Source organism: Phytohabitans maris (assembly GCF_031085175.1).
GTDB lineage: Bacteria > Actinomycetota > Actinomycetes > Mycobacteriales > Micromonosporaceae > Phytohabitans > Phytohabitans maris.
The window spans coordinates 1-13564 of sequence record NZ_JAVHUY010000028.1 but is presented as its reverse complement, the minus strand read 5'-3'; the positions used below and the strand labels follow the sequence as shown (position 1 = coordinate 13564).

Here is a 13564-nt window from a genome sequence, read left to right as displayed (position 1 = left end):
CCAATGGTCCCGACGACCCGCCTGCTCGCCGCGCTCGCCTTCACGGTCGGCGTACCGCTGCTCGTGCTCGGCTGGCTCTGGCTGGTCGGCCGGCTGGAGGCGGTGCTTCCGGAGCGCCTCCACCGCCGGCTGGTGCCCTGGCTCTGGCTGGCGCCCGCGCTGGTGCCCGTCGGCGTCTTCCTCGCCTGGCCGCTGGCCAACACGGTGTGGCTCTCGCTGCGCGACGCCGGCTCGGGCGCGTGGGCCGGGCTGGACAACTACCACTACCTGGCCACCAGCGGCGAGGTGCACACCGCGCTGCGCAACAACCTGCTGTGGCTGGTGCTGCTCACCGGCGGCTGCCTCGCCGTCGGGCTCCTGGTCGCCGTGCTGACCGACCGGGTCCGCTACGAGGCGGTGGCCAAGGCGGCGGTAGTGCTGCCGACCGCGATCCCGTTCGTGGCCGGCGCGGTGATCTGGCGGTTCATGTACCAGTACCGGCCGCCCGGCCTGCCGCAGACCGGCACGCTCAACGCGGTGCTCACCGCCGCCGGCGCCGCCCCGGTCGCCTGGCTCGTGGACACCCGCACCAACAACGCCGCGCTCATCGCCGTCGGCGTGTGGATGAGCGCCGGGTTCGCCACGGTCATCCTCTCCGCGGCGCTCAAGGCGGTGCCGGCCGAACTGCACGAGGCGGCCCGGATCGACGGGGCCGGCCCGTGGCAGGCGTTCCGCCACGTCACGCTGCCGGAGCTGCGCCCGACCATCGCGGTCACCGCCACGCTCCTCGCGGTCAGCGCCTTCAAGGCGTTCGACATCGTGTACGTGATGACGAACGGCAACTACCGCACCGACGTCATCGCCAACCTCATGTACCGGCAGCTCTTCGTCGACCAGGACTACGGCCGGGCGAGCGCGATCGCGGTCCTGCTCACCCTGCTCGCCGCGCCGATCCTGGTCCTCAACGCCCGCGCCACCCGGGGGAGCACCCGATGACCCAGCTGCTGACCCGGCCGGACACGACCGTACGGCCGGCGACCGTGACCGCGAAGCGGGTCCGTCCACACCGGATCCCCACCCACCTCACGCTCCTGCTCGTCTGTGGAGTGTGGACGGTGCCGGTGCTGGGGCTGCTGGTCAGTTCGTTCCGGCCGGCGTACGACATCTCCACCACCGGCTGGTGGCGGGCCGGCGAGGGGACGCTCACCACCGGCAACTACCGGGACGTGCTGGCCACCGGCGGGTTCGGCACCGCGCTCGCCAACAGCCTGCTCATCACCGTCCCGGCGGTGGCCGCGATGGTGGCGGTCGGTTCGGTGGCCGCGTTCGCGCTGGCCCGCATGTCCTTCGCCGGGCGCCGCGCGGTCACGGTCGCGATGGTGGCGCTGCTCGCGCTGCCGCTGCAGATGACGCTCGTACCCGTGCTCCGCCTCTACAACGCGGCCGGGCTGACCGGCACGTTCGCCGGAATCTGGCTGGTGCACCTGGGTTTCGGGCTGCCGTTCGCCGTCTATCTACTCCGGACGTTCTTCGCCGCGCTGCCGGACGAGCTGTTCGAGGCGGCGGCCCTGGACGGAGCGTCCACGTTGACCGCGTTCCTGCGGGTGGCGGTGCCGGTCTCCGGGCCGGCCATCGCGTCGGTCGCCATCTTCCAGTTCATCTGGGTCTGGAACGACCTGCTGATCGCGCTCATCTTCCTCGGCGGCGACCCGGGTGTCGCCCCGCTGACCGTCGCGGTGAGCAACCTGGTCAGCGCCACCACCGGCCAGGGCTGGCAGCTGCTGACCGCGGCGGCGTTCGTGGCGATGGCCGTACCGATGGTGATCTTCTTCGCGCTGCAGCGCTACTTCGTCCGCGGCCTGCTGGCCGGATCGGGAAAGTGAGAGGGAGTAGGCGTGCCCGACGTACCCTACGCCGGCGACCCGCCGGCACCGACCGCGTACGACCTCGACCTCGCGGCGCTCGCCACGTACCGGCCGCCGCGGGACGAGCCGGCCGACTTCGACCTGTTCTGGAAGCACGCGCTCGCCTACGGCCGCACCGGGAGCGCGGCGTCCGCTCGGCTCGCCGCCGTCGACAACGGACTGTCCACCGTGGTCACCCACGACCTGACCATCGCCGGGTACGGCGGGGAGCCGGTCAAGGCCTGGCTGACCCTGCCCGCCGCCAGCACCGGACCGCTCCCCTGCCTCGTGCAGTTCGTCGGCTACGGCGGCGGCCGCGGCCTCCCCGTCGAGCACCTGCTCTGGGCCAGCGCCGGCTACGTCCACGTGGTCGTCGACGCCCGCGGCCAGGGTGGCGAGACCCCCGACGCGGCCTGCGGCGACGCCGCTCCGCCGGTGGTCCGCGGGCTGCGCGACCCGGAGTCCTACTACTACCGGCGCGCGTTCGTCGACGCCGCCTGCGCGGTCGAGGCGGTCCGCAGGCTGTCCATGGTGGACACCGACCGGATCGCCGTCGCCGGGGTGAGCCAGGGCGGCGGCGTCGCGCTCGCCGCCGCCGCGCTCGCCGGCCCGGTCGCCGCCGTCCTGTGCGACCTGCCGTTCCTGTGCCACTGGAGCCGGGCGGTGCGGATCAGCGACCGCGGCCCGTACGCGGAGGTGGCCCGGTGGTGCGCCAGCCACCGCCAGCCGGTCGACGAGGTCTTCGCCACCCTGGCGTACTTCGACGGCATGTCCTTCGCGGCCCGGTGCGCGGCGCCGGCGCTCTTCTCGGTCGCGCTGATGGACCGCGTCTGTCCACCCTCGACGGTCTACGCCGCCTACCACCACTACGCCGGCCCGAAGCAGATGGTGGTCTGGGAGTTCAACGACCACGAGGGCGGTGGCCCGCACCAGCTCCGCCGCCAGCTGGACTTCCTGCGCCCCCTGCTCTGCTGACAGCAGATTCCTTTGGTGCGCCGCGCGGATCGGCCGCATCGTGGGTCCAACGACGCCTGTTCAAGGGAGACTCACATGCCGAACCTGGCCGGACTGACCGCTGGCACCCTCGACGACCAGGTGGCCGCGCGCCTGCTCCACCAACGCATCCTCGTGCTCGGCGCGGAGGTGGACGACCCGGTCGCCAACCGGCTCTGCGGGCAGCTGCTCCTGCTCTCGGCCGAGGACCCGCGCGGCGACATCAGCCTGTACATCAACTCGCCTGGCGGCTCGGTCACCGCGGGCCTGGCCATCTACGACACCATGCGCCTCATCCCCAACGACGTCAGCACCCTGGCGATGGGGCTGGCCGGCAGCATGGGGCAGTTCCTGCTGACCGCCGGCACCGAGGGAAAGCGGTTCAGCCTGCCGCACGCGCAGATCCTGATGCACCAGGGCTCGGCCGGCTTCGGCGGTACGGCGGCCGACGTCGAGATCTACGCCGAGCAGCTCGACCGGCTCGGCACCACGGTGCTGCGGCTCACGTCCGAGCACACTGGACAGCCCATCGACAAGGTCGAGCGGGACAGCCGGCGGGACCGGTGGTTTACGGCCGAGGAGGCCCGCGACTACGGCCTCATCGACCACATCCTGACCCGCGTCGACGACGTACGCCCGGCCGGCGCGCGCACGCTCGTGGGGATGGGCCGGTGAGCCAGTACCTCATCCCCACCGTCGTCGAGCGGACGTCGCAGGGCGAGCGGGCGTACGACATCTACTCGCGGCTGCTCTCCGAGCGCATCATCTTCCTCGGCACCGACATCGACGACGGCGTGGCCAACGTGGTGATCGCCCAGCTGCTGCACCTGGAGGCGCAGAACGAGCAGGAGATCGGCATGTACATCAACTCGCCGGGCGGCTCGTTCAGCGCGCTGACGGCCATCTACGACACGATGAACTTCATCCGCTGCGACATCGCCACGATCTGCGTGGGCCAGGCCGCCTCCGCCGCCGCGGTGGTGCTGGCGGCGGGCACCCCGGGCCGCAGGTCGGTGCTGCGGCACGCGAAGGTGACGCTGCACCAGCCCTCCAGCCAGGCCCGCGGCACGCTGCCCGACCTCGCGGTACAGGCCAAGGAGGTGTCGAAGGTGCGGGCCGAGATGGACGAGATCCTGAGCCGCCACACCGGGCACGACGTGGCGCGGATCCGTGAGGACACCGACCGCAGCATGACCCTGTCGGCGGCCGACGCGGTGGCCTACGGCCTGGCCGACCGGGTCATCGAACGCCGCCCCCGCGAACTGCGCACGGCGGCCTGAGGCACGCCGCGAGCCCTTGGTCAGGCGGCGAGCAGCACGACGTCGCCCGGCCGGCGGGCGGGCGACGCGCCCGGGTGCTGGCGCCGCGGGCGGTGGACCGGCGCGACCTGGGTGACGGTGACGAGCTGGAGCCGCACCTCGGCGAGGAGGTCGGCGATGTCGAGCCCCAGCGCCGCGCAGACGGCGGCGAGGACCTCGGAGCTGGCCTCCTTGCGGCCGCGCTCCACCTCGGACAGGTAGGGCATCGAGACGCGGGCCGCCCGCGCGACGTCGGCGAGCGTGCGCCGCTGCGCCAGCCGCCGGCGCCGCAGCACGTCACCGACGAGCGTGCGCAGCAGCGGCTGATGCCGGCGACGCCCGCCCGGCCCGATGTGCGCCACCTCCGCCATCGCCTCACCATACGCGCGGGCCGGCGCGGCGAGCGCCGATTTCGCGCTCAGCGTAGCCCGGCCCGACTCTGGCGGAGCGACGTCAAGAGCCGAAGACTCCGGGCTACCGCTCTGTCCGTCGTGGTCCGGACCGCTGCGCGGGGCCCCCGGGGAAACGTGGAGCGCAGCGGAGCGTTTTCTTGGGGTGCATTTCCCGCGGCCTCACCCTCCGCGGTTTCACCACCACACGCCACCCCGGGTACCCGAGCGCCGCCACTGTGGACGGTGGGTTCGCCCCACGGCTGCCACCGATCACGGCCCGGATACCGGACTCCCGCGCCGGGGCGGTCCGGCGGCTCCGGCCGGCGAGCTCCCGGGCGACGGACGCCCACTGTGGACAGAGCGGGCGGCCGCCGCCGAGCCGGGCGGCCGGGCCCGGGTGGCGCCGGCGCGGTAGGCTGTGCGCGTTCGACGGCCGCGAACGTGAGTGGAAGGGTGCCGCGGTGACGGAGGGGAGCCCAGAGGTGGCCCGCGGGCGAGTCAAGATCGACTCGAGTGTCGCGCACTCGGCTCGGGTCTGGGACTACTGGCTCGGCGGCAGGGACAACTACGCCTCGGACCGGGAGGCCGGCGAGCAGATCCGCCAGGTCCTGCCGGACGTCGTGGAGGCGGCGCGGGTCGACCGCGCGTTCCTGATCCGGGCGGTCCGGCACCTGGTCGACGAGGCCGGGATCCGCCAGTTCCTCGACATCGGCACCGGCCTGCCCACCGCCAACAACACGCACGAGGTGGCCCAGGCGGCGGCTCCCGAGAGCCGCATCGTCTACGTCGACAACGATCCCATCGTGCTGGCCCACGCCCGCGCCCTGCTCGTCGGGAGCCCGCTGGGCGCGACCGACTACATCGACGCCGACGCGCACGACCCGGAGACGATCCTGCGGGTCGCCGCCGAGACGCTCGACTTCAGCCGGCCGGTCGGCATCATGATGCTGGGGGTCGTGCAGTTCATCATGGACGACGACGCCGCGCAGGCGATCGTCAAGCGGCTCGTGGACGCCGCGCCGTCCGGCAGCCACCTCGCGGTCGCGCATCCGATCAGCGGGGTCAGCGCGCCGCTGGAAGAGGCGGTGCGCCTCTGGAACCAGACCGGCTCCGCACCCCAGGCGCTGCGCACGCCCGCGCAGATCGCCGCGTTCTTCGACGGCCTGGAGCTGCTCGAGCCGGGTGTGGTCCCGTGTCCACAATGGCGTCCCGATCCCGCCGCCACCGACCTCGACGTGGCGCCGTGGCGCGTCTGCGCCGTCGGCCGAAAGCCGTAGGGAGCTTTCGGAGCCGGGGCGCACCTCCCGGCGCTTCTTCGGACCGCATGTGCCCCGGCCCGCCTCAGCTGCGGACCGTTTGCGCGGGGTTCCCGGGGAAACATGGAGCGCAGCGCAGCGTTTTCCTGGGGTGCTTTCCCGCGGGCACCGCTATGGCCGGCGCCGAGCTGGCGCTCGCCGAGTGCCCGGGCCTCCGCTGCCGGCCCCGCGGCACAAGCCCCACCCCAGACGGCGCTCGCGCCGAAGCCCGCGGCGGGTGCGCGAAGCTGTGCGGTCGCACGCACAGACGGGGCAGCTCCAGAGCTTCCCGCACACACACATCCGCCCGCCGGCGGCCGGGGTGAGACGCGGCCCGCAGCGGTGAGGCGGTGGAGCGGAACCGGCCGCAGCGGTGCCCGCGGAAAGCACCCGCGCAGGCGGCCCGCCGCCGAGGCGGACCGGGGCCGCATGTGTCTGGGTCACCAGCGCGGTCGGAGCGCGAGCGGGCCGCGGACGTTGATGGAGGGGCGGAGCCGGATCGGGTGGTCCGGCCGGCGCAGGGTCGGGAGGCGCTCGGTGAGGACCTGGAGCGCGACGCGGGCCTGGGCGCGGGCGAGCGCGGCGCCGACGCAGGTGTGTACGCCGGCGCCGAAGCCGAAGTGGCGGCTCGGGGCGCGGGTCGCGTCGAACCGGGCGGCGTCCGGGTAGCGCTCCTCGTCGCGGTTGGCGGAGGCGAAGACGAGCAGCACGTCCGCGCCGGCCGGGATCTCCACGCCGGCGACCGTGGCCGGGCGGGTGGCGCGGCGGAAGAGGGTCGGCACCGGCGCCTCGTACCGCAGGGCCTCCTCGACCGCGTTGGGGACCAGCTCCGGCCGCCGGCACAGCAGCTCCCACTGGTCGGGGTGGTCGAGCAGCAGCCGCAGGGCGTTTCCGATGGTGTCGGTGGTGGTGATGTGGCCGGCGCCGATGGTGCTGCAGATCGTCCCGACCAGCTCCGCCTCCTGGTCGAAGGTGAGCGGCTCCGGGTCCGGGGCGAGGGCCGCGACGACGTCGCTGACCAGGTCGTCCTCGGGGTCGGCGTGCCGGCGGCGCACGTAGCCGGCCATCAGGTGCTGGAACGCGACAAACTCCCGGGCGGCGGCCGCCTCGTCCGCCTCGGTCAGGTCGGCGCTGCCGAGCTGAAACAGCGACTCGCTGCCCGACTTGGCGGTGGCGACGTCGGCCGGGGCGATGCCGAACAGGTCGGCAGTGGTGTCGACCGGCAGCGGCGAGGTGTACCGCGCGACCAGGTCGGCCCCGCCCTCCCCGGCGAACGACTCGACCAGCCCTTCGGCTCGCTTCCGGATCGACGGCTCCAGCGCCTTGACCGCGGCGGGCGAGAGCCGCTTGGTGTACGGGGCGCGCAGGCGGCGGTGGGCCTCGCCGTCCGAGGTGATGTGGTCCGGCTTGGGCGGGTAGCCCTCGGCGAACGCGGCGAACGTCGCCGGGTACAGCTGCCGGACCGGCCGGAGGCTGTGGGCCGAGGAGAAGACCTCCGGGTCCTTCAGGATCGCGTCGACGTCGTCGAAGCGGGTGACCACCCAGGCGTCCAGCCGCGCCGAGAAGAAGACCGGCTCGCTGCGCCGGGCCTCGGCGTAGAAGGGGTGCGGATCGGCGAGGTGCGCGCCGAGCGGGTCGTAGCTCTCCGCGAGCTCGCTGCCTGTCATCGCTCCAGTGTGGCCGGTGCGGCGGCCTCGGCCTATACCCCGGGATCGAAGCCGGTGAAACCAAGATGAAAGCCGGATGAAAGCGGCGAAGCGGAGGATGGCCACGGCGACTCGACGCTGTCCCTTCGGAGCAGAGGAGGCACCCCTTGCGAGCCAGATTGACCGCCGTCCTGTCCGCCCTGGCCCTCGCCGCCGTGGCGGTCCCGGCCACCCCGGCCGCGGCCGCGACCGCCGGCGAGTACGTCGCGACGATCCAGGTCGGCGAGGGCGGCAACGTCGAGCAGTTCCGGATCCACCTGGTGGAGGCCGCCGACGTCACCGCCGCCTTCGCGAGCCTCAACCAGCAGAGCGACCAGTTTCCGAACGGCTTGATCGTGCGCACCGGACCCGAGGTCAACGTCGGCTACAGCTGGCACATAGACCCGGGCGACGTGGAGTTCGTCGACCTCGCCGTCGAGGTCTGCGACGGCCTCCCCTCCGACGTGGAGAACGGCACGCTCACCAGCGACCGGTACTGCCCGTGGTCGGGGCGGGTGGTCGCGATGACGCCGCTGCCCTGACGGCGGTCAGTGGCCGGAGACGTCGGAGTCGGCGCCGGCCGCGTCGCCCTGGTCCAGCGCGGAGATCGCGGCCACCTCGCCGGCCGTGAGCGAGAAGTCGAAGACGTCGAGGTTTTGCCGGAGCCGGACCGGGTCGGTCGACTTCGGGATCGTCGCCAGTCCGAGCTCCATGTGCCAGCGGAGCACGATCTGGGCCGGGGTACGGCCGTGCCGCTCGGCCAGCTCGACCACGACCGGCGCGCCCAGCACCTCGTTGCGCTGGCCGCCGATCGGCGACCACGACTGGGTGACGATCCCGTGCTTCGCGTGGTAGGCACGGGCGGACTCGCGGGTCACGGTCGGGCTGAGCTGGATCTGGTTGACGTCCGGCACGACCCCGGTCTCGGCGATGACCCGTTCCAGGTGGGTGGGTTTGAAGTTCGAGGTGCCGACGGCCCGCAGCCGGCCCCGCTCCAGCAGCCGGGCCAGCCCCTGCCAGGCCTGCACGTAGCGGTCGTGGGCCGGGTTGGGCCAGTGGATGAGCAGCAGGTCCAGGTAGTCCAGGCCGAGCAGGTCGAGGCTGCGCTCGTACGCCTCGGCGGCCAGCTCGACGCCGTGCCAGCGCTTGTTGAACTTGGTCGTGACGAACAGCTCCTCGCGCGGCACCCCGGAGGCCTTGAGGCCGCGGCCGACGCCGCGCTCGTTGCCGTAGTTCTCCGCGGTGTCGACGAGCCGGTAGCCCAGCTCGATCGCGGCGGCCACGGTGGCCTCGGCGGCGCTGTCGTCCATCGGCCAGGTGCCCAGGCCCAGCCGCGGCATCTCGGCGCCGTGGGTCAGCGTGACGGTGGGCGCGGTAGTCGGCGTCATCGCTCCATCCAACCCCGCCGGCGACCGGCCCGCACATGACGGCCGTCACGTTCCCCACGGTCGGGCGCCGTCCGCTCAGGCGCCGGTCGGGTAGGTCTCGGGCTCGAAGACCGGCGCGGCCGGGACCCGCATCGCGCGTACGGCCGTGGTCTCGTCGAACCAGCAGAACGCGTCGTACCGGTCACCCAGCGTCGTGGGCACGTAGTTGCTCCACTGGTCCCGCTCCGGGTGGTAGACCACGCCGATCGCCCGGTGGTCGAGCGTGTCGGTGAGCAGGTCGGGCCGGTCGTCGCGGGGGAAGACGAAGAGGCTCCGCCGTGGCGCCGCCGCGTGCAGCACGCCCTCCAGGGAGGTCTCGCGGGCCGGCGGCACCACCATCTCCTCCATCGGCGCGCCCCAGCCGTCACCGGCCAGCACCGTGCCGTGGTGGCTGCCGAAGCCGAGCAGCACGACGTCGTCCTCGCCGTACCGTTCGCGGGCGAGCTGGCCGAGGTTGACCTCGCCGCGCTCGCCCATGTCGGTGGCGCGGGCGTCGCCGACGTGCGTGTTGTGCGCCCACACCACGGCCTTCGACTCCGGGCCGTAGTGGTCGAGCAGCCGGGCGAGGGTGGCGTCCATGTGGCGGTCGCGTACGTTCCAGGACTCGCGGCCGCCGCGGATCATCGCCCGGTAGTAGCGTTCGGCCCCGCTGACCACCTCGGCGTTCTGCCAGGCGGCGAAGCGGGCCGGGCCGTCCGCCTCCTGGGCCTGCCGGCGCAGCTGGACGAGCAGGTCGACGACCTCGTTCTCGCAGGCGGGCTCGACGAAGCGGGTGGCCAGCGCGTACAGCTGGGCGTCCTCGGTGTACGGCTCGAAGCACTGGTACGCGGCGAGCGCGGCCGGCACCTGCTCGGGGTCGTGCTCGCGCAGGTGGACGAGGATCTCGCGCAGCGACTCCCACAGCGAGTACACGTCGAGGCCGTGCACTCCGGCGCGTACCTCGGGCTCCGTCTGGGCGTTGTGCCAGCGCAGCCACTGGGCGAAGTCGGCGGTCTCGTCGTTGGCCCACATCCAGGTCGGCCACCGCTCGAACGTGGCGAGCGCGGCCCGCGGGTCCTCCGGTGCCCCGTCCTCCAGCCGTACGCTGCGGTCGACCCGCTCGCAGTCGGGCCAGTCCCCCTCGACGGCCACGAACGAGAAGGCGGCCTCCTCGATCAGCCGCTCGGTGAGCTGCGCGCGCCAGCGGTAGAACTCGTGCGTGCCGTGGCTGGCCTCGCCCAGCATGACGACCCGGGCCGTGCCGACCCGGTCCAGCAGTACGTCGAAGTCGCCGGCACCCTCCAGCGGCGCGGCAAGCGCGGCGACCTCGTCCCCGTACCGTGACATCGTTTGCCTCCCGGCGGGTTCGGTTGTGCCGTACCAACCGGTTACCCGGGGGCGGGTGGCTCAACCGCGCGGGCCGGCTACCCCATGCGGGCGGACTGCTCGACCGTCGTGATGACGCCGAGCGCGTGGGCCGGGGTCAGGGCGAGGGCGTTGGCGAGCCAGCCGAGCGCGTCCCGCTCGGTGGGCGTGAGCGGTCCGTCGGCGAGGCCGATCCGGGCGCCGTCGGCGAGGTAGCGCTCGCGGGCGTCCAGGGTCAGGTGGGCGGAGAGCGCGCGCAGCGGCTCGGCGGCCGCGTCGGCGGGCTGGTCGAGGTCGGCCCGCAGGTGCGTCACGTCGTACCCCTCGGCGCCGGCGGCCCGCACGGCGGAGAGCGCCGCGCCGATCGCGGCCTCGGACGTGCCGCCGGCGCGCAGCACCACCGCGGCGACCGCGCGCATGCCGGCCGGGAGGGCGCTGGCGAGCTGGGCGCTCGTGGGGGCGGCCAGCACCGCGGGGTCGAAGCGGACCCGGCAGGTCTGGCAGCGCACGACCTCGCCGACCTTGTCCAGCGGGATCACCGGGACGAAGAAGAGCGTGAAGAACCGGCGGGCGGTGCGGTGCTCGTAGTCCCGGTCGCCGCCACAGTTGGGGCAGGCGAACCGGCCCTTGCCGATCAGGCCCATGAAGTAGAAGACGGAAAGTCCGAAGATGATCACCCGGGGCAGGGTACCAGCGGTACGCCATCGGGGTTGTCAAACCGCGGAGGGTGAGGCCGCGGGAATGCACCCCGCGACGGTCCGGACCACGACGGGCGTCGCGGCAGCTCAATGTCTCTTGTGGAATGTCGGTCCTGGTCACGCCCGAGGGGGCGCGGTGCTCGCGCGGACGACCAGCTCCGGGGAGAGCAGCACGTGGTCGGCCGGGCGGTCGCCGGGGTGCTGGATCTGGTCGAGCAGGACGGTGAGGCTGCGCCGGCCGAGCTCGGCGAAGTCCTGGTGGATCGTGGTCAGCGGGGGCAGGAAGTAGCCGGAGTCGGGCATGTCGTCGAAGCCGACGACGCTCACCTCGTGCGGCACCCGGCGGCCGGCCTCGTGCAGCGCACGGAGCAGGCCGAGGGCGATCTGGTCGTTGCCGCAGAAGACGGCCGTCACGGCGGGGTCGCGGGCGAGCGCCTGCCCCTGCTCGTATCCGGACTGCGCGCTCCACGACCCGGGCTCGACCGGCGGCACCGGCGCGCCGGCCGCGTAGAGCGTGCCGCGCCAGCCCTCGACGCGCTCGCGCGCCTCCGGCCAGTCCGGCGGCCCGGCGACGTGGTGCACTGTGGAGTGTCCTAAGTCGAGCAGGTGCTGGGTGGCGAGCCGCGCGCCGGCGGCGTTGTCGATCCGGACGGTCGGCACGGCGTCGTCGTCGGCGCCACCGCCCACGCCGACGCTGGCCAGCCCGGAGGGCACCTGGACGAGCGCGTTGGTCACCGCGGGCTTCGGCGCGATCGCGACGATCCCCTCCACGGACTGCTGGCAGAGCCGGTCGACGGCCTCCAGCACCGAGCGGCGCTCGAGCGTGCGGACCGAGGCGACGGTGACGAAGTAGCCGGCGGTGCGGGCGGCGTCCTCGATCCCGTAGAGCATCGAGGCCGGGCCGAAGAGCGTGGTCTCCAGGCCGACCACGCCGAGCGTCCCGGAGCGGCGGGTGACCAGCGTGCGGGCGGCGAGGTTGCGCCGGTAGTTGAGCGCCTGCATCGCCTCCAGGACCCGGCGCCGGGTCTCCTGCCGCACGTTGGGGTGCTCGTTGAGCACGCGGGACACGGTCTGGTGCGAGACGCCGGCCAGCCGGGCCACGTCGCGCATGACCGAGCCGCGGGGCTGGGGCGCGACCGCCCCGTCGGTCCGGGCGGCCTGCCCGTCGTCGGCCGCCGGTCGCTTTGCTGCCACATCGCCCCCTGACCCCAGTTGTTACCGATCACAAGTTAGCGCCCGGAGCCGGCCCGCGTCAGTCCTGCCCGCTGGCAACGCATCGGCAACAGATCGGGATCATCTCTTGACGCCTGAGTAGAGAACGGTAACATTCTCGTTCGCGGAAGGTGACACAGGCCACTTCCGTGACCCGCGTCGATCTTCTGTGGCTAGTGGATCTTCAAGACCCTGGATACGGCCAGCAGCACGACGATCCCCGTTCTCCCGGCGGGACTCGTCACGTTTGTCTATGTTAACGCTCACCTAGCACGGTTCGCATCAACTTTCGTGGCAGTTCGCGTCAACTCTCGTGGCAGGAGGAAGCGATGCTCAGGAGATGGTCCGCAGCGGTGGCCGCCGGCCTGCTGGCCGCCGTGGCAATGACGGCGTGCGGTGGTGATGGTGGTGACGGTGCCGGCGGCGGCACCGACGACGGGAAGATCACCCTCGGGTTCTCCCAGGTCGGCGCCGAAAGCGGCTGGCGCACCGCGAACACCAAATCAATCCAGGACTCCGCCAAACAAGCCGGGATCGACCTCAAGTTCTCCGACGCCCAACAAAAACAGGAAAACCAGATCAAAGCCATCCGCTCGTTCATCCAACAGAAGGTCGACATCATCGCCTTCTCCCCCGTCGTCGAGTCCGGCTGGGACACCGTCCTCAAAGAAGCCAAAGACGCCGGCATCCCCGTCATCCTCACCGACCGCGCCGTCGACTCCACCGACACCACCCTCTACAAGACCTTCATCGGCTCCGACTTCGTCGAAGAAGGCAAAAAAGCCGGCGACTGGCTCGTCAACCAGTACACCACCACCACCGACCCGGTAAACATCGTCGAACTCCAAGGCACCACCGGCTCCGCCCCCGCCAACGACCGCAAAAAAGGCTTCGGCGACGTCATCGCCACCGACCCCAAATTCAAGATCATCGCCTCCCAGACCGGCGAGTTCACCCGCGCCAAAGGCAAAGAAGTCATGGAAGCCTTCCTCAAGGCCAACCCCGACATCGACGTGCTCTACGCCCACAACGACGACATGGGCCTGGGCGCCATCGAAGCCATCGAAGGCGCCGGCAAGAAGCCCGGCACCGACATCAAAATCATCACCGTCGACGCCGTCCACGACGGCATGCAAGCCCTCGCCGACGGCAAAATCAACTTCATCGTCGAATGCTCACCCCTACTCGGCCCACAACTGATGGACCTCGTCCAAAAAGTCCACGCCGGCGAAACCGTCGAACCCCGCGTGATCACCAAAGAGACCACCTTCACCCAGGAACAAGCCAAAGCCGTCCTCCCCGAACGGCAGTACTGACGCAATCCCTGTGGCCGCCCC

13 protein-coding genes and 1 pseudogene are annotated in these 13564 nt (G+C 72.4%); 8 read left to right on the top strand and 6 right to left on the bottom strand.

Annotated elements, in window-relative coordinates:
- Positions 1–3: 3 nt before the first annotated feature.
- The 5 genes from RB614_RS26775 to RB614_RS26755 all read left to right on the top strand — a co-directional run bounded on the left by RB614_RS26775 (position 4) and on the right by RB614_RS26755 (position 4156).
- Complete coding sequence (locus tag RB614_RS26775) at positions 4–975, top strand: carbohydrate ABC transporter permease (RefSeq protein ID WP_308715403.1); 972 nt, start codon at positions 4–6, stop codon at positions 973–975.
- Entirely contained in the window at positions 972–1862 is an 891-nt protein-coding gene (locus RB614_RS26770) for a carbohydrate ABC transporter permease (protein WP_308715402.1), read from the top strand. The genes RB614_RS26775 and RB614_RS26770 overlap by 4 nt, the downstream gene beginning before the upstream one ends.
- A gap of 12 nt (positions 1863–1874) precedes the next feature.
- Complete coding sequence (locus RB614_RS26765) at positions 1875–2858, top strand: acetylxylan esterase (RefSeq protein WP_308715401.1); 984 nt, start codon at positions 1875–1877, stop codon at positions 2856–2858.
- A gap of 75 nt (positions 2859–2933) precedes the next feature.
- Positions 2934–3551 carry a ClpP family protease gene (locus RB614_RS26760; protein WP_308715400.1) on the top strand — a complete coding sequence of 206 codons (618 nt, stop codon included), beginning with the start codon at positions 2934–2936 and terminating at the stop codon, positions 3549–3551.
- The gene (locus RB614_RS26755) at positions 3548–4156 is read left to right on the top strand and encodes an ATP-dependent Clp protease proteolytic subunit (RefSeq protein ID WP_308715399.1); all 609 of its coding nucleotides are present in this window, start codon (positions 3548–3550) and stop codon (positions 4154–4156) included. Before RB614_RS26760 ends, RB614_RS26755 begins: the two co-directional genes overlap by 4 nt.
- 95 nt (positions 4157–4251) lie before the next feature.
- On the opposite strand, the pseudogene RB614_RS26750 reads toward RB614_RS26755, so the two are convergent.
- Positions 4252–4545: pseudogene (locus tag RB614_RS26750) on the bottom strand (helix-turn-helix domain-containing protein); the annotation flags it as partial.
- 503 nt (positions 4546–5048) lie between these two features.
- Between RB614_RS26750 and RB614_RS26745 the strand changes: the two are divergent.
- Positions 5049–5843 (top strand): SAM-dependent methyltransferase, encoded by a 795-nt coding sequence (locus tag RB614_RS26745; RefSeq protein WP_308715398.1) that lies wholly within the window; start codon positions 5049–5051, stop codon positions 5841–5843.
- A gap of 458 nt (positions 5844–6301) precedes the next feature.
- Here RB614_RS26745 and RB614_RS26740 read toward each other — a convergent pair whose 3' ends face one another.
- Entirely contained in the window at positions 6302–7528 is a 1227-nt protein-coding gene (locus tag RB614_RS26740; RefSeq protein ID WP_308715397.1) for a cytochrome P450, read from the bottom strand.
- A 146-nt stretch (positions 7529–7674) separates the two neighbouring features.
- Between RB614_RS26740 and RB614_RS26735 the strand changes: the two genes are divergently transcribed.
- A complete protein-coding gene (locus RB614_RS26735) occupies positions 7675–8088 on the top strand; it encodes a BP74-related protein (RefSeq protein ID WP_308715396.1) in 414 nt (137 codons plus the stop codon).
- A 6-nt stretch (positions 8089–8094) separates the two neighbouring features.
- Here the strand turns inward: RB614_RS26735 and RB614_RS26730 are convergent, their stop codons facing one another.
- From RB614_RS26730 to RB614_RS26715, 4 genes are all read right to left on the bottom strand, one after another.
- Complete coding sequence (locus RB614_RS26730; RefSeq protein WP_308715395.1) at positions 8095–8934, bottom strand: aldo/keto reductase; 840 nt, start codon at positions 8932–8934, stop codon at positions 8095–8097.
- A 75-nt stretch (positions 8935–9009) separates the two neighbouring features.
- The gene (locus RB614_RS26725; protein WP_308715394.1) at positions 9010–10299 is read right to left on the bottom strand and encodes an erythromycin esterase family protein; all 1290 of its coding nucleotides are present in this window, start codon (positions 10297–10299) and stop codon (positions 9010–9012) included.
- Positions 10300–10376: 77 nt separating this feature from the next.
- Positions 10377–10994, bottom strand: coding sequence for a zinc-ribbon domain-containing protein (locus RB614_RS26720; protein WP_308715393.1), 618 nt, complete (start codon positions 10992–10994; stop codon positions 10377–10379).
- Positions 10995–11132: 138 nt separating this feature from the next.
- Complete coding sequence (locus tag RB614_RS26715; RefSeq protein ID WP_308715510.1) at positions 11133–12125, bottom strand: LacI family DNA-binding transcriptional regulator; 993 nt, start codon at positions 12123–12125, stop codon at positions 11133–11135.
- 431 nt (positions 12126–12556) lie between these two features.
- Here RB614_RS26715 and RB614_RS26710 point away from each other — a divergent pair, with 431 nt between their 5' ends.
- Positions 12557–13543, top strand: coding sequence for an ABC transporter substrate-binding protein (locus tag RB614_RS26710; RefSeq protein WP_428983117.1), 987 nt, complete (start codon positions 12557–12559; stop codon positions 13541–13543).
- Positions 13544–13564: the final 21 nt, after the last annotated feature.

Excerpts from the sequence above, each read along its gene's own strand:
- RB614_RS26730 (WP_308715395.1), bottom strand. The coding sequence starts at position 8,934 with ATGACGCCGACTACCGCGCCCACCGTCACGCTGACCCACGGCGCCGAG.
- RB614_RS26775 (WP_308715403.1), top strand. The coding sequence starts at position 4 with ATGGTCCCGACGACCCGCCTGCTCGCCGCGCTCGCCTTCACGGTCGGC.
- RB614_RS26725 (WP_308715394.1), bottom strand. The coding sequence starts at position 10,299 with ATGTCACGGTACGGGGACGAGGTCGCCGCGCTTGCCGCGCCGCTGGAG.
- RB614_RS26710 (WP_428983117.1), top strand. The coding sequence starts at position 12,557 with ATGCTCAGGAGATGGTCCGCAGCGGTGGCCGCCGGCCTGCTGGCCGCC.
- RB614_RS26740 (WP_308715397.1), bottom strand. The coding sequence starts at position 7,528 with ATGACAGGCAGCGAGCTCGCGGAGAGCTACGACCCGCTCGGCGCGCAC.
- RB614_RS26770 (WP_308715402.1), top strand. The coding sequence starts at position 972 with ATGACCCAGCTGCTGACCCGGCCGGACACGACCGTACGGCCGGCGACC.
- RB614_RS26760 (WP_308715400.1), top strand. The coding sequence starts at position 2,934 with ATGCCGAACCTGGCCGGACTGACCGCTGGCACCCTCGACGACCAGGTG.
- RB614_RS26715 (WP_308715510.1), bottom strand. The coding sequence starts at position 12,125 with ATGCGCGACGTGGCCCGGCTGGCCGGCGTCTCGCACCAGACCGTGTCC.